General features: G+C 68.7%; 20 protein-coding genes. 3 read left to right on the top strand and 17 right to left on the bottom strand.

All coding sequences use genetic code 11. From position 1 onward, the window contains the following. Nucleotides 1-104 precede the first annotated feature (104 nt). Nucleotides 105-917: an IclR family transcriptional regulator gene (locus ACWPKK_RS26860; RefSeq protein WP_452010532.1), complete on the top strand. Its 813-nt coding sequence runs from the start codon at nt 105-107 to the stop codon at nt 915-917. A gap of 315 nt (nt 918-1,232) precedes the next feature. After that, on the top strand, nt 1,233-1,886 hold the full coding sequence (locus ACWPKK_RS26855; RefSeq protein ID WP_324870840.1) for a MarC family protein: 654 nt from the start codon (nt 1,233-1,235) through the stop codon (nt 1,884-1,886). A gap of 3 nt (nt 1,887-1,889) precedes the next feature. On the opposite strand, the gene paaK is transcribed toward ACWPKK_RS26855, so the two are convergent. The 12 genes from paaK to ACWPKK_RS26795 form a co-directional block, all read right to left on the bottom strand. After that, on the bottom strand, nt 1,890-3,215 hold the full coding sequence (gene paaK, locus ACWPKK_RS26850) for a phenylacetate--CoA ligase PaaK (RefSeq protein ID WP_452010528.1): 1,326 nt from the start codon (nt 3,213-3,215) through the stop codon (nt 1,890-1,892). A gap of 62 nt (nt 3,216-3,277) precedes the next feature. Beyond that, nucleotides 3,278-4,486 carry a 3-oxoadipyl-CoA thiolase gene (pcaF, locus tag ACWPKK_RS26845; RefSeq protein WP_452010526.1) on the bottom strand — a complete coding sequence of 403 codons (1,209 nt, stop codon included), beginning with the start codon at nt 4,484-4,486 and terminating at the stop codon, nt 3,278-3,280. 56 nt (nt 4,487-4,542) lie between these two features. Then, nucleotides 4,543-4,977 carry a hydroxyphenylacetyl-CoA thioesterase PaaI gene (paaI, locus tag ACWPKK_RS26840; protein WP_452010524.1) on the bottom strand — a complete coding sequence of 145 codons (435 nt, stop codon included), beginning with the start codon at nt 4,975-4,977 and terminating at the stop codon, nt 4,543-4,545. Next, nucleotides 4,974-6,641, bottom strand: a complete 1,668-nt coding sequence (gene paaH, locus ACWPKK_RS26835; RefSeq protein ID WP_452010779.1) for a 3-hydroxyacyl-CoA dehydrogenase PaaH — start codon at nt 6,639-6,641, stop codon at nt 4,974-4,976. Before paaH ends, paaI begins: the two co-directional genes overlap by 4 nt. After that, nucleotides 6,641-7,450, bottom strand: coding sequence for a 2-(1,2-epoxy-1,2-dihydrophenyl)acetyl-CoA isomerase PaaG (gene paaG / locus ACWPKK_RS26830; RefSeq protein ID WP_452010520.1), 810 nt, complete (start codon nt 7,448-7,450; stop codon nt 6,641-6,643). The genes paaH and paaG overlap by 1 nt, the downstream gene beginning before the upstream one ends. Next, complete coding sequence (paaN, locus tag ACWPKK_RS26825; protein ID WP_452010518.1) at nt 7,447-9,126, bottom strand: phenylacetic acid degradation protein PaaN; 1,680 nt, start codon at nt 9,124-9,126, stop codon at nt 7,447-7,449. Before paaN ends, paaG begins: the two co-directional genes overlap by 4 nt. A gap of 41 nt (nt 9,127-9,167) precedes the next feature. After that, nucleotides 9,168-10,247 (bottom strand): 1,2-phenylacetyl-CoA epoxidase subunit PaaE, encoded by a 1,080-nt coding sequence (paaE, locus tag ACWPKK_RS26820; RefSeq protein WP_452010515.1) that lies wholly within the window; start codon nt 10,245-10,247, stop codon nt 9,168-9,170. 184 nt (nt 10,248-10,431) lie between these two features. Beyond that, entirely contained in the window at nt 10,432-10,953 is a 522-nt protein-coding gene (paaD, locus tag ACWPKK_RS26815; RefSeq protein WP_324870848.1) for a 1,2-phenylacetyl-CoA epoxidase subunit PaaD, read from the bottom strand. Nucleotides 10,954-10,960: 7 nt separating this feature from the next. Further along, nucleotides 10,961-11,725, bottom strand: a complete 765-nt coding sequence (gene paaC, locus ACWPKK_RS26810; protein WP_452010512.1) for a 1,2-phenylacetyl-CoA epoxidase subunit PaaC — start codon at nt 11,723-11,725, stop codon at nt 10,961-10,963. A 15-nt stretch (nt 11,726-11,740) separates the two neighbouring features. Then, nucleotides 11,741-12,028 (bottom strand): 1,2-phenylacetyl-CoA epoxidase subunit PaaB, encoded by a 288-nt coding sequence (paaB, locus tag ACWPKK_RS26805; RefSeq protein ID WP_085092120.1) that lies wholly within the window; start codon nt 12,026-12,028, stop codon nt 11,741-11,743. Nucleotides 12,029-12,054: 26 nt separating this feature from the next. Beyond that, on the bottom strand, nt 12,055-13,068 hold the full coding sequence (paaA, locus tag ACWPKK_RS26800; protein WP_452010509.1) for a 1,2-phenylacetyl-CoA epoxidase subunit PaaA: 1,014 nt from the start codon (nt 13,066-13,068) through the stop codon (nt 12,055-12,057). 378 nt (nt 13,069-13,446) lie between these two features. Next, entirely contained in the window at nt 13,447-14,274 is an 828-nt protein-coding gene (locus ACWPKK_RS26795; protein WP_324870851.1) for a Crp/Fnr family transcriptional regulator, read from the bottom strand. 255 nt (nt 14,275-14,529) lie between these two features. On the opposite strand from ACWPKK_RS26795, the gene ACWPKK_RS26790 reads away from it, so the two are divergent. After that, on the top strand, nt 14,530-14,775 hold the full coding sequence (locus ACWPKK_RS26790; RefSeq protein ID WP_324870852.1) for a hypothetical protein: 246 nt from the start codon (nt 14,530-14,532) through the stop codon (nt 14,773-14,775). A 34-nt stretch (nt 14,776-14,809) separates the two neighbouring features. Here the strand turns inward: ACWPKK_RS26790 and ACWPKK_RS26785 are convergent, their stop codons facing one another. From ACWPKK_RS26785 to ACWPKK_RS26765, 5 genes are all read right to left on the bottom strand, one after another. Further along, the gene (locus ACWPKK_RS26785) at nt 14,810-17,188 is read right to left on the bottom strand and encodes an ATP-binding protein (RefSeq protein ID WP_452010506.1); all 2,379 of its coding nucleotides are present in this window, start codon (nt 17,186-17,188) and stop codon (nt 14,810-14,812) included. A gap of 8 nt (nt 17,189-17,196) precedes the next feature. After that, a complete protein-coding gene (locus ACWPKK_RS26780) occupies nt 17,197-18,294 on the bottom strand; it encodes an ABC transporter substrate-binding protein (RefSeq protein ID WP_452010504.1) in 1,098 nt (365 codons plus the stop codon). Nucleotides 18,295-18,645: 351 nt separating this feature from the next. After that, nucleotides 18,646-19,071, bottom strand: a complete 426-nt coding sequence (locus tag ACWPKK_RS26775; RefSeq protein WP_452010502.1) for an OsmC family protein — start codon at nt 19,069-19,071, stop codon at nt 18,646-18,648. Nucleotides 19,072-19,234: 163 nt separating this feature from the next. After that, nucleotides 19,235-19,486, bottom strand: coding sequence for a hypothetical protein (locus ACWPKK_RS26770; RefSeq protein WP_014189516.1), 252 nt, complete (start codon nt 19,484-19,486; stop codon nt 19,235-19,237). Between the two features lie 131 nt (nt 19,487-19,617). After that, entirely contained in the window at nt 19,618-19,785 is a 168-nt protein-coding gene (locus ACWPKK_RS26765; RefSeq protein WP_452010500.1) for a hypothetical protein, read from the bottom strand. Nucleotides 19,786-19,816 lie beyond the last annotated feature (31 nt).

The following is a 19,816-nucleotide window of genomic DNA, read 5'->3' as shown; positions in this document are numbered from 1 at the left end:
ATAGGCCTGCGGTCATAAATTTCGCATTGTGAAACGCTGTTTCATTGACCTGCCGTCCGCCCGCTGGCAGGATCGTCCCGCAACGGTTTGCGGGAGGATTGGTCATGCGCAGGCGGGAAGAGGCTCTGGTCGCCGACGATCTGGCGGATGACGAGAAGGACCCGCGTTTCGTCACCGCGCTGGCCCGTGGGCTGGAACTGCTGCGCGCCTTCCGCCGCAACGAATCGATGCTGGGCAACCTGGAACTGGCGCAGCGCACCGGCCTGCCCAAGCCGACGGTGTCGCGGCTGACCTACACGCTGGCCAAGCTGGGCTATCTCGCCTACGACCAGAACACCGGCAAGTACCGGCTCGGCACCTCGGTGCTGGCGCTGGGCTATGCCAGCCTGTCCGGCATGGGCATCCGGCAGGTGGCGCGCCCGCTGATGCAGGAACTGGCCGACCAGACCGGGCTTGCCGTGGCGCTGGGCGGGCGCGACCGGCTGAGCATGATCTATCTGGAATGCTGCAAGGCGACCGGTCCGATCACCCTGTCGCTCGACGTCGGCTCCCACATCAAGCTGTCGACCACCGGCATGGGCCGCGCCTATCTGGCCGCCTTGCCGGAGGCTGAGCGCGCGCCCCTGATGGCGAAGCTGGAGGAGCATGAGGGGGAGCGCTGGCCGGAGATCCGCGACGGCATCCTCCAGGCCATCGAGGATTACCGGACACGCGGCTATTGCCGCTCCATCGGCGCCTGGAAGTCGGAGGTGCATGCCGTCGGCGTCCCCTTCGTGCCGCGCGACGGATCGCAGGTGCTGGCCTTCAACTGCGGCGGGCCAGCCTTCATGGTCGACCTGAAGAAGCTGGAGGAGGAGTTCGCACCGCGGCTGGTGGCGATGGTCCGGCGGATCGACGCGACACTGTTCAACGGGTGAGAGTGGGGGGACACCGAATTTAAATCGGGAGCAGCCGTTTACCCCGACGGATGCCCTTCTCCCCTTGCGGGGCGGAATGAGGGGTGCAGCCGGCCGAAGGCCGGGAGGAAGCGTTGAATTGCGCCCCCTCACCCCAACCCGCGGGTCGGCAAAACGCCGTTGGCGTTTGGCCGATCCCGCCCCGCAAGGGGAGAGGGGCTTCAACTGCCCCTCGGACCCAAATGCGACTACCCCAAGGCCGGCACAACGCCGCCCTTGCCAGCATTGCCGCGTCCCAGCTAACTGTTCGGACGGCCGACGCACACTCCGGATCCCATGCTCGACAGTTTCCTGCTCGCCTTCACCGCCCTGTTCTCCATCGTCAACCCGCTCGCGATGGCGCTGATCTTCAGTCAGGTGACGGCGGACAGCAGTCCGCGCGACCGGGCGCGGCTGGCCGGGCTGGTCAGCCTCTATTCGGCCATCGTCATGCTGACCGCGCTGTGGGCCGGCGCCTATGTGCTGAACTTCTTCGGCGTGTCGATGGCGGCGCTGCGGATCGCCGGCGGCTTCGTGGTGGCGGAACGGGCCTGGGCGCTGCTGACCGCGCCGGAGCGGCACGAGGCGCGCAAGCAGGAACAGGCGGCCGGCGACGGCGACGGGTTGGCGGAATCGGCCTTCTTCCCGATGACGATTCCCTTCACCACAGGGCCGGGCACCATTTCGGTCGCCATCGCTCTCGGCTCCACCCGCCCGACGCGGGGCGGCGGGCTGATCGAGTTCTTCCTGGGCATGTCGGGCGCGGCGCTGGCGATCGCCGCGCTGATCTGGCTGTCCTACCGCTCCGCCGACCGCATCGTCGCCTTCCTGGGACCGACGCGGGTGCGGGTGCTGACGCGGCTGTTCGCCTTCCTGCTGTTCTGCGTCGGCGTCCAGATCCTGCTGACCGGTGTCCTGGACGCCTTCCCGCTGCTGTCGCAGAAGGGCTGAGCGTCAGCTTTTCGGGCGCAGGTCCTGCACCCGCTTGGCCTTGCCGATGGAGCGGGCGATCCCGCCGGGCTCAACGACCTCGACGCGGGTGCTGATGCCGATCAGCGACTTGATCGAATGCTGCAGGTGCTTGGCGTGGCCGTCCCACTCCGACGGGTGGATGTCGTCATGCATCTCCACCCGGACGGCGAGGTTGTCCATGTGGCCGTCGCGGCTGACCACCAGCTCATAGTGCGGGGCGAGCGCCGGGATCTTGCAGATCAGTTCCTCGACCTGGGTCGGGAAGACGTTCACGCCGCGGATGATGAGCATGTCGTCGGAGCGGCCGGTGATCTTGTCCATCCGCCGCATGCCGCGCGAGGTCGGCGGCAGCAGCCGGGTCAGGTCGCGGGTGCGGTAGCGGATGACCGGCATGCCCTGCTTGGTCAGCGTGGTGAAGACCAGTTCGCCGTAGGAGCCGTCGGGCAGCACCTCACCCGTTTCGGGGTCGATGATCTCGGGATAGAAATGGTCCTCCCAGATCACCGGGCCGTCCTTGGTCTCGACGCATTCGGACGCCACGCCCGGCCCCATCACCTCCGACAGGCCGTAGATGTCGACGGCGTGGATGTTGAAGGTGCGCTCGATCTCCTCGCGCAGCGCGCCGGTCCAGGGCTCGGCGCCGAAGATGCCGACGCGAAGGCTGGTGCTGCGCGGGTCGATGCCCTGGCGGCGCATCTCGTCGGCGATGTTCAGCATGTAGGACGGCGTGACCATGATGATGGTCGGCTTGAAGTCCTGGATCAGCTGGACCTGCTTCTCGGTCTGGCCGCCCGACATCGGGATGACGGTGCAGCCCAGCCGCTCCGCCCCGTAATGGGCGCCGAGGCCGCCGGTGAACAGGCCGTAACCATAGGCGATGTGCACGATGTCGCCGCGCGTGCCGCCCGCCGCCCGGATGGAGCGGGCGACGACCTCCGCCCACACGTCGATGTCGCCCTTGGTATAGCCGACCACCGTCGGCCGCCCGGTGGTGCCGCTGGAGGCATGAACGCGCACGATGTCCTCCATCGGCACGGCGAACATGCCGAAGGGATAGGCCCGGCGCAGGTCGTCCTTCACGGTGAAGGGGAACAGCGCCAGATCCTTCAATTCCTTGAAGTCGTCGGGATGGACGCCCTTCGCCTCGCACTTGGCGCGGAAAGACGCGACGTTGGCGTAGGAGTGACGCAGCGACCATGCCAGCCGCTCCGTCTGCATCGCGACGATCTCGTCGCGGCTGGCGAACTCGTAGCGGTCCATGCCGGCTTTCGCGCCGTTGCTGACAGTGGCGTCGGTCATGATGGACATGGTGCGCTTCTCCCCTTCGTTCCGGTTCCCGGCGCTTGGCGGCCGGTGATGCCCTTATCTGTTCAGACCCGCTCCACCATCATGGCGATGCCCTGGCCGACGCCGATGCACATGGTGCAGAGCGCGCGGGTCGCCTTGCGGTCCTCCAGCTCCATCACCGCGCTGGCGACCAGACGGGTGCCGCTGGCGCCCAGCGGGTGGCCGAGCGCGATGGCGCCGCCGTTGGGGTTCACATGCTCGGCATCGTCGGGCAGGCCCAGCATGCGCAGCACGGCGAGGCCCTGGGCGGCGAAGGCCTCGTTCAGCTCGATCACGTCGATGTCGCCGATGGAGAGGCCGAGGCGGGCCAGCAGCTTCTGCGTCGCCGGCGCCGGGCCGATGCCCATCACGCGCGGCGCCACGCCGGCCACCGCGGTGCCGACGACGCGGGCGCGCGGGGTCAGGCCATAGCGCTTCACCGCATCGGCCGAGGCCACGATCACGGCGGCGGCACCGTCATTGACGCCCGACGCGTTGCCGGCGGTGACGCTGCCGCCTTCCTTGCGGAAGGGGGTGGAGAGCTTGGCCAGCGCCTCCAGCGTCGTGTCGGGGCGCAGATGCTCGTCGGCGGCGACGATGGTCGGCTCGCCCTTGCGGCGGGGGATGCTGACCGGCACGATCTCGCGGGCCAGACGGCCGGATTCCTGAGCGCGGCCGGCGCGCTGCTGGCTGCGGACGGCGAAGGCGTCCTGGTCGGCGCGGGAAATGGCGTAGGCGGCGGCGACGTTCTCCGCCGTCTCCGGCATGCTGTCGATGCCGAACTTCGCCTTCATCAATGGATTGACGAAGCGCCAGCCGATGGTGGTGTCGAAGATTTCGGCCTGCCGGGAGAAGGCGCTGTCGGACTTGCCCATGACGAAGGGCGCGCGGGTCATGCTCTCCACGCCGCCGGCGACGATCAGCTCGGCCTCGCCCGCCTTGATGGCGCGGGCGGCCATGCCGATGCTGTCCATGCCGGAGCCGCAGAGGCGGTTGACGGTGGTGCCGGGCACCGTCTCGGGCAATCCTGCCAGCAGTGCCGCCATGCGGGCGACGTTGCGGTTGTCCTCGCCGGCCTGGTTGGCGCAGCCGAGGATCACGTCGTCCACCGCGGACCATTCGACACCGGGGTTGCGTTCCATCAGCGCCTTCAGCGGCACCGCGGCGAGGTCGTCCGGGCGCACCGGGGCCAGCCCGCCGCTGTAACGGCCGAAGGGGGTGCGGACGGCATCGCAGATGTAGGCTTCACGCATGGTTCGCTCCAGAAACTATCAGATGGGGATCGTGACCGTGACCGCCAGGGGGGCGGTTACTCCACAGGAATCACGGTCCCCACGATGCGCGCCGACTGGCCGCGGAACAGGCCGACCACCGTGCCGTCCTGTTTGGTGACGGTGACGTCGTAGACGCCGGAGCGGCCGCGCTTGTGGACCTCGCGGCATTCGGCGGTCAGCACGTCGCCCAGCTTGGCCGGAGCCGGGAAGGTGATGGAGCAGCCCGCCGCCACTGTCACCTCGTTCGCCGCGTTGCAGGCATAGGCGAAGGCGGTGTCGGCCAGCGTGAAGGTCATGCCGCCATGGCCGATGTCGTGGCCGTTCACCATGTCCTTGCGCACCGTCATCGCCATGCGGGAATAGCCGGGGGCGATCTCCAGCAGTTCGATGCCATGGGCCTGGGCGCAATGGTCGCGCTCGTACATGCCGCGGCCGACCGCTTCGGCGAGGCTTTGGGGGTCGGTGGTCATGCGGGCAGGTCCTTGTTTCCCCCTCTCCCCCCCGGGGAGAGGGTTGGGGTGAGGGGGATGCGCGGCGTGGAGTCGGCGGTGAAGCTGGAGTGTCCGCCACTTGCGGAGCCACGCGACGCGACCCCCTCACCCTGACCCTCTCCCCAGGGGGGAGAGGGGATTTGGGCGGCAGCGATCCTCCGGCGCAGCAGAGCCGACGCGCGGTAGCGGTCCTCGCCGTAAGTGCGGGCCAGCGCGTCGAGCACGGCCAGCACATGGGGCAGACCGATGCGGTCGGCCCAGGCCAGCGGACCCAGCGGGTAGTTCACGCCCTTGGTCATCGCGATGTCGATGTCGGCGGCGCTGGCGACCCCCTGCATCGTCGCGTCCGCCGCCTCGTTGGCGAGCATGGCGACGGTGCGCATCACCACCAGACCGGGGGCGTCGTCGATCACCGACACCGCCTTGCCCAGCGCCTGGAACAGCCCGGCGGCGATGGCGAGCGCCTCGGCCGGCGTTCCGTCGGCGGGGGCCAGCGCGACGCGGGTCGCCTTGGCGTAGTCCAGCGCGAGGTCGAACAGCACCAGCGGAGCGATACCGTCTTCGGCCGCGCGGGCGGTGGCGGTGCGGCCGTCGGTCAGGGCCAGCGTGACGCCATCGACGACCAGCACGCCGGGGCCGGGCGCTTCCTCGACGGCGATTCCGGCCTCGTGCAACAGCTCGACCAGGGACGCGGCGGGGCCGAGGTCGCCCCGCACGGTGACACGCTGCGGCTTGGCGCCCGGCTCGGCGCTGCACGGCACCGGCTTCGTGGAGCCGGGGCTGTGGTCGTAGAAGCCGCGGCCGGTCTTGCGGCCGAGACGCCCGGCCTCGACCAACTCCTGCTGGATCAGCGAAGGTTGGAAGCGCGGGTCGCCGAAATAGGCGGCGTGGACGGAGCGGGTGACGGCGAAGTTCACGTCATGGCCGATCAGGTCCATCAGTTCGAACGGCCCCATGCGGAAGCCGCCGGCCTCGCGGGCGATGGCGTCGATGGTGGCGGGATCGGCAGCCTGCTCCTGCACCAGCCGCAGCCCTTCGGCGTAGAAGGGGCGGGCGACCCGGTTGACGATGAAGCCGGGGGTGGAGCGGCAGCGTACCGGGCTCTTGCCCCAGGCCTTCGCCGTGTCGAACAGCGTGTCGAGCACCGTTACGTCGGTCGCCAGCCCGCTGACGATCTCCACCAGCGCCATCAACGGCGCCGGGTTGAAGAAATGCAGGCCGGCCAACCGTTCCGGCCGCTGCACCCCGGCGCCGATGGCGGTGACCGACAGCGACGAGGTGTTGGTGGCGAGGATGGCCTCGCGCCCGACGATGCCTTCCAACTCGGCGAACAGGCGGCGCTTGACGTCGAGGTCCTCGACGATGGCCTCCACCACCAGACCGGCGGGGGCGAGGTCGGACAGGCCGTTCACCGCGCGCAGCCGGTCCACGGTGGCGTCACGCTCCGCCGCGGTGCGCTTGCCCTTTTCGACCAGCGCGGTCAGCGCCCTGGCGATGGACTCGACGGCGGCCTGGGCGGCACCGGGGCGGGTGTCGACCAACAGGACCGGATGGCCGGCCTGTGCCGCGACCTGGGCGATGCCCTGGCCCATGGCGCCGGCCCCGACCACCGCGACGGTGATGGAGGGATCGAGCGCCGCCATCATCGCCCCTCGAACTTCGGCGCGCGCTTTTCGACGAAGGCGGCGACGCCCTCACGATAGTCCTGCGTGCGGCCGGCCTCGCGCTGGAGATCGCGTTCCAGATCCAGCTGGGTGTCGAGATCATTGGCGGAGGAGGCGTTGAGCGCCTGCTTGATGAGGGCCAGACCGCGCGTCGGCTGGGTGGCGAGCTGGCGGGCGAGCGCGCCGGCCTCCGCCATCAGCTTGTCGTCGTCCACCGCCTTCCAGATCATGCCCCAGGCTTCCGCCTGCTCGGCCGTGACCTTGTCGCCCAGCATGGCGAGTCCCATGGCGCGGGCATGGCCGACCAGACGCGGCAGGGTCCAGGTGCCGCCGCTGTCGGGGATCAGCCCGATCTTGCAGAAGGCCTGGATGAAGCTGGCCGACCGCGCCGCCAGAACGATGTCGCAGGCGAGAGCGATGTTGGCGCCCGCCCCGGCGGCGACGCCGTTGACGGCGCAGACCACCGGCATCGGCAGGGCGCGCAAGGACCGGACCAGCGGGTTGTAGTTGGTCTCGATCGACACGCCGAGGTCGGGCCCCTGGGCGCCCGGCGCGACGGCGCGGTCGGACAAATCCTGCCCGGCGCAGAAGCCGCGCCCGGCGCCGGTCAGCAGCAGGCAGCGCACGGCCTTGTCGTCGCGCACCTCGCCGACGGCCTCGCGCAGTTCCTCATGCATCGCCGCGGTGAAGCTGTTCAGCCGGTCGGGCCGGTTCAGCGTGATGGTGGCGACGCCGTCGGCGATGTCGAGAAGGATGGTCTTTTCGGCGGTCCCGATAGTCTCGCTCATTGCGCGGCCTCCAGAACGGGAACGCGGCTTTGCACCACGCGGAAGCGGTTGGCGACGAAGGCGAGGTCGCACAGCGCGGCATTTGCCGCCGGGTTGGCGCCGGTGCCGTGGAAGTCGCTGAAGGCCGCCGACTGGTTGACGAAGACGCTGCCGGTCAGGTTGACCGACAGGGCGACGCCGGCCTCGACGAACAGGTCGGTCGCCTGCTCGATCAGCTGCGGGTCGGTGCTGTAGAGGCCGGTGGTCAGGGCGCCCTTGGTCCGGGTCAATCGGGCGGCGCGCTCCAGGCTGTCGGAGGTGCTGTCGGTCTTCACGATGATGGAGATCGGGCCGAACAGCTCATGGCCGTACTTGTCCTCGTCGGCCGCATCCATGGTCAGGATCAGCGGCGTGCGGATGCGGGCATTGGGGAATTTCGGATGGGCGATGGTGCGCGACGGCAGCACGACGGTGCCGAGCTTGGCGGCCTCGTCGATGCGGGCCAGCGTGGCGTCGGACTGGATGGCGCCCAGCACCTCCACCGCGCGTTCCGAGTCGGACAGGAACTTGTCGACGCCGCCGGCCAGCGCCGAGACGACCTGATCGAAGCTCATGCGGTCGGGACCGGCCTGGATGCCGTCCTTGGGCACGAAGATGACCTGGGTCGTCGTGCACATCTGCCCGGAATAGAGGCTGAGCGTGAAGGCGAGGTTGCGCACCATGCCCTTGGGATCGTCGGTGCCGTCGATCACCACCGTGTTGACGCCGGCCTTCTCGGTGTAGACCTGGGCCTGACGGGCGTTCTGCTCCAGCCAGTCGCCGAAGCCGGTGGAGCCGGTGTAGTCGATCACCGCCACTTCCGGCCGCAGCGCTAGATCCTTGGCGACGGTGTCGCCGATGGCGAGCGTGACGAGGTTGGGGTCGAGCTCGCACTCCGCCAGCACCTCGCGCGCGATCTTCACGGTGATGGCGAGCGGCAGGATGGCGGTCGGGCCGGGCTTCACGATCACCGCGTTGCCGGTGACGAGGCTGGCGAACAGGCCGGGATAGCCGTTCCAGGTCGGGAAGGTGGCGCAGCCGATGACCAGCCCGACGCCACGGCCGACCACCTCGAAGCGCTTGTCCATCACCAGCGGCGGGTTCTTGCCCTGCGGCTTCTCCCAACGCGCCGCCGGGGTCTGGTCGGTCATCGCCTTCCAGCCATAGGCGACGGCCTCCAGCCCACGGTCCTGGGCGTGGGGGGCGCCGGCCTGGAAGGCCATCATGAAGGCCTGACCGGTGGTGTGCATCACCGCGTTGGCGATCTCGAAGGACCGCGCGTTCAGCCGCTTGAGGATTTCCAGGCAGACGCCGGCCCGGCCGTTCGGCCCCGCCTTGCGCCAGCCCGGCATCGCCGCCTTGGCCGCCTTGACCAGCGCGTCGACGTCCGACACCGGATAGGCGATGCCGAGGTCGAAGCCGAAGGGCGAACGCTCGCCACCCACAGTACCGGTCACGCCCGGCTGGTCAAGTTCGAAGGGTTTGTCGCGGTAGGCCGCGAAGGCCGCCTCGCCATCCGTCGCCGCCGTCTCGCCATAGGCGCGCGGGCTCGGCATTTCGGGGAAGGCCGACCAATAGGCGCGGCTGCGGCAGGCCTCGACGGCCTTCTGCAGCGTGGCCTCGTGCGTCTCGAACAGCGCTTGCGGGGTGGTGGTCATGGCGGGGCGTTTCCTTTTTCTCGTTGATTAGGCGGCGTTGGTCAGGCGGCGTCGAAATCGATGACGACCCGTTCGGTCAGCGGGCGCGACTGGCAGGTCAGGACATAGCCGGCCTCGACCTCCCACGGTTCCAGGGAGTAGTTCTCGGCCATCTCGACCTTGCCTTCGCGCACCTTGGCGCGGCAGGTGCAGCAGACGCCGGACTTGCAGGAATAGGGCAGGTCGGCGCCATGCCGGTGGGCGGCCTCCAGGATGCTTTCGCCGTCGTAAGGCAGCGTGAATTCCTTGCGCTTGCCGTCCTGCAGGATGGCGATGGTCGCGGCATCGGTGGGCGTGTCGGTCGCCACCTTCCTGGCGGTCGGGCGCGCGGCGGTCGTGGTGCCGAACAGCTCGACATGGATGTTGGCGGGCGGCGTGCCGCAGCCGGCCAGGGCGTCGCGCACCTCCTCCACCATCGGCTGGGGGCCGCAGAGGAAGGCGGCGTCGATGTCCTCCGCTTTGAGCGGACCGGCACAGAGTTCGCGCACCAGACCGGCGCCGATGCGGCCGCCCAGCAGCCCGGCCTCTTCCGGTTCGCGGCTCAGCACATGGTGGATCACCAGCCGGCCGATGTAGCGGTTCTTCAGGTCCTCCAGCTCTTCGCGGAAGATGATGGAGGTGACGGTGCGGTTGCCGTAGACCAGGACGAAACGGCTCTTCGGCTCCTGCGCCAGCACGGTCTTCAGGATCGACATCACCGGGGTGATGCCGCTGCCGGCGGCGAAGGCGACATAGGTGCGCGCTGCATCCGGGTCGATGGGGGTGTGGAAGCGCCCCATCGGCGTCATCACCTCCAGCACCGCGCCGGGGGCCAGCGATTGGTTGGCGTGGGTGGAGAACAGGCCGCCATCGACCTTCTTCACCGCGACGCGCAGCTCGCCGTCACCCACGCCGGAACAGATGGAGTAGGAGCGCCGCACCTCCTCGTCCCCGATGTGGGTCTTGAGGGTGAGATACTGGCCCTGGACGAAGCGGAAGCGGTCGGCGAGATCGGCCGGCACGTCGAAGGCGATCGACACGGTGTCCGCGGTCTCCCGGCGGCACTCGCGGATGGTCAGCGGGTGGAAGCTGGGGGTGGTCATGGGGTGGTCCTTGGTCGGGCCGGTGGAATGGTTGCGGCAGTGGTCGCGGCGTTTGCCCCCACCCCGACCCTCCCCCGCTGGGCGGGGGAGGGGGCAAGTCCTGATGCGGGAGAGCGGCGGCAGTCCCCTCCCCTGCGAAGCGGGGGAGGGTTAGGGTGGGGGCATTCGTGGCCGGCGCTGTCACTCAATGGCATTTGAACACGTCGAACGGTTCGAGGCAGGCGTTGCAGGCGTGCAGTGCCTTGCAGGCGGTGGAGCCAAAGCGGCTGATCTGGCGGGTGTCCGTAGAGCCGCAGCGCGGGCAGGCGATCACCTCGTCCGGTGCCGTCAGCGACCGCTTGCCGGAATGCGGCGGCGGGACGATGCCGACCTCGGCCAGCTTGTTCCGGCCGGCGTCGCTGATCCAGTCGGTCGTCCAGGGCGGGGCGATCACCACCGAGACGCGGGCGTCGAGTTTGGCGCGGGCCAGTGCCGTTTCCGTCTCCAGAACGATCACGTTGGTCGCCGGACAACCGGAATAGGTGGGCGTCAACGCCACCGACAGCCGGCCGTCCGCGTCGGCGGACACCGCGCGGACGATGCCGAGATCGACGATGCTCAGCACCGGGATCTCCGGATCCATCACCCCAGCCAGCGCGTCCCAGGCAGCCTTCACGACCGCATCGGCGCCCGGCTCCGGTCCCCAGCAGCCTGCTGCATCCGGCATCTCGCCCTCACCACGTCGCGTCGGGATAGGCGCGCGGCAGGAACTGCATCTCGGCCAGCAGATAGCCCAGATGCTCGCTGTGCTCGCCGCGGCGGCCGCCCTGCTGCATCCAGCCATCGGCCGGGCGGTCGAGCGTCGCCTCCTCCAGCACCGCTTCGACGCGGGCGGCCCAGCCGGCCTTCAGTTCGGCCGGGTCGGGGAGGATGCCGGCGGCGACCAGCGCCTGTTCGGCCTCGTCGCGCTCGAACATCTCGCCGGTGTAGGGCCAGAGGCGGCCTAGCGCGTCGGCGACCTTGGCATGGCTGACGTCGGTGCCGTCGCCCAGCCGCACCAGCCAGTCGCCGCTGTGACGGACATGGTAGCGCACCTCCTTCACCGCCTTGGCGGCGATGCCGGCGAGCGTCTCGTCCCTGGAGGCGCAGAGCCGCTCGTACAGTTCCACTGACCAGGCGTCGTGCAGGAACTGGCGGACGATGGTGTGGCCGAAGTCGCGGTTGGGCTGCTCGACCAGCAGATGGTTGCGATAGTCGAAGACGTCGCGCCGGTAGGCGAGGCGGTCCTCGTCGCGGCCCTTGCCTTCGAGTTCACCGGCGTAGGTCAGCAACATGCGGGCGTGGCCGACGAGGTCGAGCGCGACGTTGGTCAGCGCGATGTCCTCTTCCAACTCCGGCGCATGGCCGCACCATTCCGACAGCCGGTGCCCCAGCACCAGCGACGTGTCGCCCAGCCGTAGCGCGGTGGCGAACAGGGCCTCTTTGAGATCCGTGCTCATCAGATGTTCTTCCGGCTAGATATTTTTGACGTCTGCGGGGATGTCGTAGAAGGTCGGGTGGCGATAGACCTTGTCGTCGGCCGGATCGAACAGGCTGGCCTTCTCCGACGGGTCGGACGCTGCGATACTGGATGCTGGGACCGCCCAGATGCTGACGCCCTCGCCGCGGCGGGTGTAGACGTCGCGGGCATTGTCCAGCGCCATGCGGGCGTCGGCGGCGTGCAGGCTGCCGACATGCTTGTGCGACAACCCGTTCTTCGGCCGGATGAAGATCTCGAACAGCGGCCAGTCCTTACGGTCCATCGTCTCTTCCCCTCGGTATTCTTGTGTCAGCCGGCCTTCTTCAGGGCGCGCTGCTTGCGTTTGGCGGCATGGGCGGATGCGGCGTCCCGCACCCAGGCGCCGTCGTCCCACGCCTTGCGGCGGGCCTCGATGCGTTCGCGGTTGCAGGGGCCGTTGCCCTTCAGGATCTCGTTGAACTCGGTCCAGTCGATGGCGCCGAATTCGTAATGGCCGGTCTCGGCATTGAAGCGCAGTTCCGGGTCCGGGATGGTCAGGCCCAGGAACTCCGCCTGCGGCACCGTGGCGTCGACGAAGCGCTGGCGCAGCTCGTCGTTGGAGAAGCGCTTGATCTTCCAGGCCATGTTCTGGGCGGAGTGGGCGGACTGGTCGTCCGACGGGCCGAACATCATCAGCGATGGCCACCACCAGCGGTTCAGCGCGTCCTGCGCCATCCGCTTCTGCTCCGGCGTGCCCTGGGCCAGCGCCAGCATCAGTTCGTAGCCCTGGCGCTGGTGGAAGCTCTCCTCCCGGCAGATACGGACCATGGCGCGGGCGTAGGGCCCGTAGGAGCAGCGGCAGAGCGGCACCTGGTTCATGATCGCCGCACCGTCCACCAGCCAGCCGATGGCGCCGATGTCGGCCCAGGTCGGGGTCGGGTAGTTGAAGATGCTGGAATATTTGGCCTTTCCCGACAGCAGTTGCCCGACCAGCTCGTCGCGCGACACGCCCAGCGTCTCGGCGGCGCTGTAGAGGTAGAGGCCGTGCCCGCCCTCGTCCTGCACCTTCGCCAGAAGGGCCACCTTGCGGCGCAAGGTCGGCGCGCGGGTGATCCAGTTCCCTTCCGGCAGCATGCCGACGATTTCCGAATGGGCGTGCTGCGAGATCTGGCGGACCAGCGTGCGGCGGTAACCCTCCGGCATCCAGTCGCGCGGCTCGATCTTCTCTTCGGCGTCGACGCGCTCCTGGAAGCGGCCCTGGAGAGCGGCTTCCTGTTCCGTCACCAGCCGGGGAGACGGTTGAGCGCCCTGCTCGGTCTTGGCATCCAAACCTTGCGTGTACATCGGCATCCCCGAGATGGATTGCGCGTCCAGCGAACAATTTCTCAAGGAAAAATATGATACAGATCAACGACTGTAAAGCGGAATTGTGTGTCGCTTTCGGGGTGGGGTGAGCGGTCTGCAGAAACACATGATCTTTCAAATGCTTAGTTTAATGAATGACAGCGTGCCTTGGGCCGCTGTCCGTTGAGAATAGACGTGCCAAGGCATCCCCCGATACAAGGGCGATGTGGTTTTGCAAATTTTGTGCGGTGCAGAATGGGGAGGTCGAGGGGGGAGGGGCTCTGCCGCGGGAATAGCTGATCAAAGCCGTAGGATAATCCCCTCTCCCCAGGAGGGAGGGGGATTGGTGCCGGTGAGAAGGTCCGAGAGAGTGGAAACCTATGCCTTCGGGCGGTCTTCGCCGTCCGGGCGGGCGCCGTTGTGGTGATGGGGCGCGCCGGAGAAGGCGCGTTCCAGACGGCGGGGCGCGCGGATCAGGTGGAGGTACAGTTCGTCGAACTGGCCGACGGAGGCGAGTTGGCGCACGTCGTTGACGGTGATGCGCTGACCATTCAACTCGATCAGGCCGCTGTCGCGCAGGCGGCGGAGGGTGCGGTTGATGTGGACGATGCTCAGCCCCAGCGCGTCGGCCAGGATTTCCTGCGTCACCGGCAGCACGAAATGCCCATCGGTCGCCATGTTGACGATGCTGAGCCGGCGCAGAAGCTCCACGATCAGGTGGGCGGTTCGCTCCAGCGCGGTGCGCCGGCCCAGGCTGAGCAGGCGTTCGGCGACGATGGCCTCCTCCCGCGCGCCGGACCAGGCGAGGGCGGCGGCAAGGCGGGGAAAGGAGCGGAAAAGCTCGCCGATCCGTTCGGGCGGGAAACTCGCCACCTCCACCGCGGTCAAGGTGGTGACGCTGTGGTCCGCGGATTCGAACAGCGTGCAATACATGCCGATGAGATCGCCGGGCAGCACGAAGTTAACCACCTGGCGCCGTCCGTCCGGCAAGGCTTTGTGACGAATTGCCCAGCCGTCGCGTATGATGCGGACATCCCGGTATCTTTCGCCCTGCTGGAGAAGATCCGTCCGGGGCGGCTCGCGCACGATCGTCCTTTCCAAATCAGAAAGGTACGATTTCTCCTCATCCGACAGAACGAGGTAGCTGCTCAATTTGAGCCACAATGGAGTGGGCTCGAGGGCGCGGCTCGCCGGGGCGCGAGTCATGTTCGTCTCTTTGCCTTCTTTGTCCTAATATTGGCGCCTTGATGAACGGATGCGCAGTTCAACCGGTTCCGCGTCGTATCGAACGTTTAAGGCTTTCGGAAAAAGGGGCTACAACATAGGTTAATAGGCCGGATATTTTTCTCGAATGTGGTGTGACGCGCCACAGACCCCGCTGTTGTTCCTATGCCTTTTGCGATGTCGGATGGGCAGCACCGACGCCGGAGGGGCAGTGCAAGGAACAAACGGACGGGGGGCATGATGACGGCGGAGGAAGAGGCGGCGGGCATGGCCGCTCTCTCGATTTGTGAATCGCTGGTGATTGCAATGGTTGAAAAGGGCCTCCTCACGCCCGAGGAGGCGCGGGGCGCGCTGGAAGACGCGGCGGCGGCCCATCTGCGGCAGGAGATACGAGACCCGGCACGCCGCCAGGAGATGGCGGTGCGCGCCATAGAGCGGCTCGCCCTCCAGGTCGATGCCGCAGGGCAATCCCAGCGCGGGTAGCGTGCCGAAGGCAGGAAGCGGCCGGCCGGCGCGCTCAGCCCTGCAGGATGGCTGAGTCGCGGCGGCCGGCGCCTTCAGGTGTGGGCCCGCGGGCATCGTCGCGGCCGGACCCGTCCAGCAGCGCGCCGCTCAGCAACTGCGCCACCTCCTTGGCGGCGATGGGCTTGTGCAGGATGCGGTAGCCGCTGGCCTCGGCATCGGCGATGCGTTCGGGCGCGGTGTCGCCGGTCAGCACGACGCTGAGGGGCGGTGCGTGCCCCTGTTCCGTCAGCGCGGTCTCCACGGCGTGGATCGCCTGCAGCCCGGTGGCCCCCGCCTCCAGCCGGTAATCGGCGATCACCAGATCGGGCGGGCGCGGCTGCTCCCGCAGCAGGCGGAGCGCATGGCCGGCGCTGTCCGCCGCGATCGCCCGCCAGCCGAGATCCTCGATCAGCAGGGTCAGTCCCTCGCGCACCAGCGGGTCGTCGTCGATCACCAGCGCGATGCCGCGCCCCGGTTGCGGGGCGTGCTCCGCCTCCGCCTCCGCCGGTACGATGGCCGGCGCGGACAGGGCCGGCATCGGGATCTCCAGCGTGAAGCAGGAGCCGCGGTTGGGCCGGGACGCGACATGCACCCGGTATCCCAGCAGCCGCGCCAGCCGGTCGACGATGGCGAGCCCCAGCCCCAGCCCCTTGCCGCGGTCGCGGGTGGGGTTGGAGATCTGGTAGAACTCGTGGAAGATCCGCTCCAGATGCTCCGGTGGAATGCCGATGCCGGTGTCGTGGATCTGGATGCGCAAGGTCCCTGAGCCATGGCGGCAGCCCAGCAGGATACGGCCATGGTCGGTGTAGCGCAGTGCGTTCTCCACCAGATTGCGGATGATCCGCTCCAGCAGGGCCGGGTCGGCGTTCAGCGTCACGCCGGTGGGAACGCTGCGGAAGGCGATGCCCTTCTCCGCGGCGCGGAGCCGGTACTCCCCCTCCAGCCGCGCGAAGATGGCGCCGAGAGACACCGTCTGCACGTTGGGGGAGACGGTGCCGGCATCCAGCTTCGAAATGTCCAGGATGGCGTCGAGCAGCCGGCACAGCGCGTCCATCGACGCCTCGATGCTGCCGACCAGCGCCGCGGCGGGATGGTCGCCCAGCCTCAGCGCCAATGCCGAGGTCAGCAGGACCAGCGACTGAACCGGCTGGCGCAGGTCATGGCTGGCGGCGGCCAGGAAATGGGTCTTTGCGGCGTTGGCGCGCTCCGCCACCATCAGCGCCATCACCGCCTCCTGGCGCGAACGCTCCGCCTCGTTGCGGGCGCTTTCGGCCTCGGCGCGCGCCTGTTCGGCGCGTTCGGCCAGCGTGCGCTGGATGGTGATCTCCTCGGCAGCGCGCATCTCGCGCTCGCGCTGGATCGCCGCGATATGGTCCAGCATGGCGTTGAAGCCGCGGGCCAGCGCCGACACCTCGTCGTTGCCGCGCACCCTGGCGCGCTGGCCGGTGAATCCGTCGGTGGCGATGGAGCCGGCCAGCCGTTCCAGTTCGCGCAGGGAGCGGGTCATGTGGCTGCCGACGGCGCGGCTGCCGATATAGATCGCCAGCAGGGCGGCAACGGCGACCAGGCCGTAGGCCGGCAGCATCCAGGAGAGCAGGGCGGTGGTCGGCGTGCCCGGCGCCTCCAGCCGAAGCTGCAGCCCGAGCGTTGACAACCTGTTCGGCACGGTGAGCGGAACGGTCACCGCAATCATGTCCGAAGCCAGTGGCCGCGGTTGCTCCCCGGTGTGCAGCAGCTCCGCTTCCGGATGCAGCACCAGGGAGTCGAGCGGAACCTTGTAGAGCAGCGCCCCTTCCGGCGAGCTGGTGCGGGAATAGATCAGCATCTCCGCCGCCAGCAGGTAATGGGTGTCGTCCTGGTGGATCACGGTGGCGGCCGGCTTTCCGGCGGCGATTGCCGCGCGGAGCCAGGCCATGTCGGCGGGGGAGATGGACAGCGTGCCGGACTGGCGTCCGTTGTCGGCGATCGGTTCCCCTTCGAAATCGGTGAAAACGATCGCCACGGGCACGCTGGCGATGTGATTGAAGCTGCCCAGGAAGGGGACCAGATAGGTTTCCTTGCCCGCGGAATCGACCAGAGCCGTGGCGAGCACGCTGTTGTCCGCCAGTTCGCGCATGGTGGTGACCAGCGTGTTGAGCAGCCCTTCGGTCTGGCGGGCGGCGAGGCTGGCGTTCGCTTCCACATTGGCGAGATGCTGGCGCGCCAGATGGCGGCTGGACACCACATAGAGGCTGGCGCCGATCAGGATGGCGATCAGAACGCCCAGCATCAGCGACACCAGCGCGAAGCGGCGGGCCAGCCGGCCGGAGGTCAGCATCCGTTGCGCCGCGCTGGGGATGGCGCTCGGGGGGATGGCGCTGTTCGGGGGGCGGTAGGGATCGGGTCCGGTCATCGGCGCGCTCATTCCACCGGGACCAGCGCGCCGTCGGCACGGAAGCGTGCCATCAGCAGGTCTTGCGGTCCCAGCGCCTCGTGCCGGTCGGGGGCGAAGGGGCGGTCGAAATCGCGGATCACCCCACGATAGGGGCCGACCTGCTCCAGCGCGTCGCGCACGGCGGCCCGGTCGGTGGTACCGGCACGGTCGATCGCCAGCGCCAGGATGCGGGTCAGGTCATAGGCGTGCAGGAAGCCGACCGGCGACACGATGTCCTCCGGCCGGTGGATTCCGAACAGGCGCCCGGCGGTCTCCAGGACCGGAGCCAGCCGTTCGGGCGGGATGCGGAAGGGGCTGACCGTCTGGATCACGGTGAAGTCGACCTCCTGCAAGGCGGGTCCGGCCTGCCCAACGAAATCCCCGCCGGTAACCCCCCAGTGGCTGAGGATCGGCAGCCGCCGGCCGGGCGGCAGGGCCGCCACCTCGCGCACCAGCACGGCGGCCTCGTCGTCGTTGGCGACCAGCAGGATGGCCTGGGCGCCGGCGGCCTCCAGCTCCTCGTACTTGTCGATCAGCTTGCGGTCGCGCCAATTGTACCAGGCGGTGCCGACCACGCTCGGGCTGTCGCGCCCGGCGAGATGACGGTTCGCGGCCTCCAGGTTGGAGCGCCCCCAGGCGGTGTTGGTCAGCAGCAGCCCGACGCGGGTCAGCCCGCGGTCGGCGGCGCGCGTCAGCAGGAAGGGCATGGCCAACCCATCGCGCAGCGACAGGCGGAAGATGTAGTTGGGATTCATCCCGTTGTCGACGATGCCGTCCGCCGACGACCACGGCGCCAGGAACAGGGTGCGGGTCTGCTGCAGGACCGGCAGCTCCTCGATCACCACCGGGCTGAACCGGCCGCCGAACACCGCGATCAGGTCGGGGATGGTGGCGAGTTCCCGGATGTTCTTGATGCCGCGGGCGGAGATCGACCGGTGTTCGCGCGTGATCAGGGCCAGCGGCCGTCCGCCCAGCACGCCGCCCTGGCGGTTGATGTCGTCGATGGCGGTCAGGATGCCGCGTTCTATGGCCTCGGCCGAGGTGCTGTTGGTCAGCCCGAATTCGCCGTCCAGCGCCAGGATCACCGGTTCGGGTCCGGTCGCCGGCCTGCCGGCATCGGTCGCAGCCGCCGGTACAGCCCACGCGAGCGCAAGCAGAAGAAGTGCTGGCTTAAGAAGGCGAGTGGCTGCGGCAAACATTGTCCGTCGTTCGATTGATACGGCGGACGGAAGACGGGAGCTTCCGCGCGCGGAACGCGGCACTATGGGTGGGCGGATGCTGTTGGGTCAATCTGCCCTTCGGCCGAGCAGCGGCGCGGACGACCCCTTGCCCTTCCGGCAGGTTCATCCCGGCCAAGCCGATTTATTATCGCCGGCGGCACGCGAATTGGACGAAGCGCCGCCCGTCGACCGGGCGGCGCATGGATCGCCGTGGCGTCAGACCAGCTTGGCGGTCAGGCTGATCTCGGTGCCGGCGAGCGCCTTCGACACTGGGCAGTTGGCCTTGGCGCCGGCCGCCTGTTCCTGGAAGGTGGAGTCATCGATGCCGGGGATCTCCGCCTCGCACTCCAGCTCGATCCGGCTGATGGCGAAGCCGGCACCGGCCTTTTCCAGATGGACCTTGGCGGTGGTGTGGACGCGGGTCGGGGTGTGGCCGGCCTGGGCGAGGCCGGCGGACAGCGCCATGGAGAAGCAGCCGGCATGCGCGGCGGCGATCAACTCCTCCGGATTGGTGCCCTGGCCGTTTTCGAAGCGCGACGGGAAGGAATAGGCGCCTTCGAAGGCCCCGCTGCCCAGCCGCATCTTGCCGCTGCCCGATTTCAGGTCGCCGCGCCATTCGGCGTCCGATTGCCGCATCGCCATGTCGGTGTCTCCCCTCTCAGGTCTGGTGGTTCCGATCCGCAAGTCGGGACCGGTCGAGCCTGACCTAGGGCGGTGGAACGTTGCGGCCAGCCGCATAACACCTTCGCGCCGGTTGGGCGCGCTGAACTGGCGCGCCCAACCGGCGCAGGGGAAGGTCCGGCGGTCAGGCTTCCTGGACGGTTTCGATTTCCGACAGGTCGGACAGGCGGCGGGCCAGCCGTTCGGTGCAGCGGACCTCCAGGATGCCGAAGCCGGCGTTGGGAGCGATGGCGTGCAGGTCGCCGGCCATGCCGTTCTCGCTGGCCAGCCGCCGCACGCGCTCCACCATGGCGTCCCGTTCCGGCCGGCCGGGGCGCAGGCCGGGCAGCGGCCGCGTGAAATGGAGCTTGTAGCGTTTGAAGATCGAAGGGGCCATCTGGTCACGGGTGCGAAGTGGGGGCGTTCGCCTGGGGCAGGAAGTCTGCGGGCGCCGTCCCCCGGATCTCGCACAGGTCTCGCACAGGCCGGGCAGGGGATGCCAGCCCGAAAAGTCCCCGATCCCGCTGCTTACGTCTTGGGCTCGACATTCTCCGCACCGGCGCGGGTGCCGCCGAAGCGGTCGGCGCCCTTGGCGTCGGGGGCATCCGGCTTCTTGTGGTTGCCGGTGTTCTGCTCGCTCTCGGTGTGGCGGATGGTCTCTTCGGTGTGGGGCTGCTTGTTCTGCGAACCGGTCATCGGGGGAGTCTCCCATTATATAAGGTATCCT

It is taken from the genome of Azospirillum largimobile, assembly GCF_977007025.2.
This window is presented reverse-complemented; position numbering and strand designations above follow the sequence as displayed.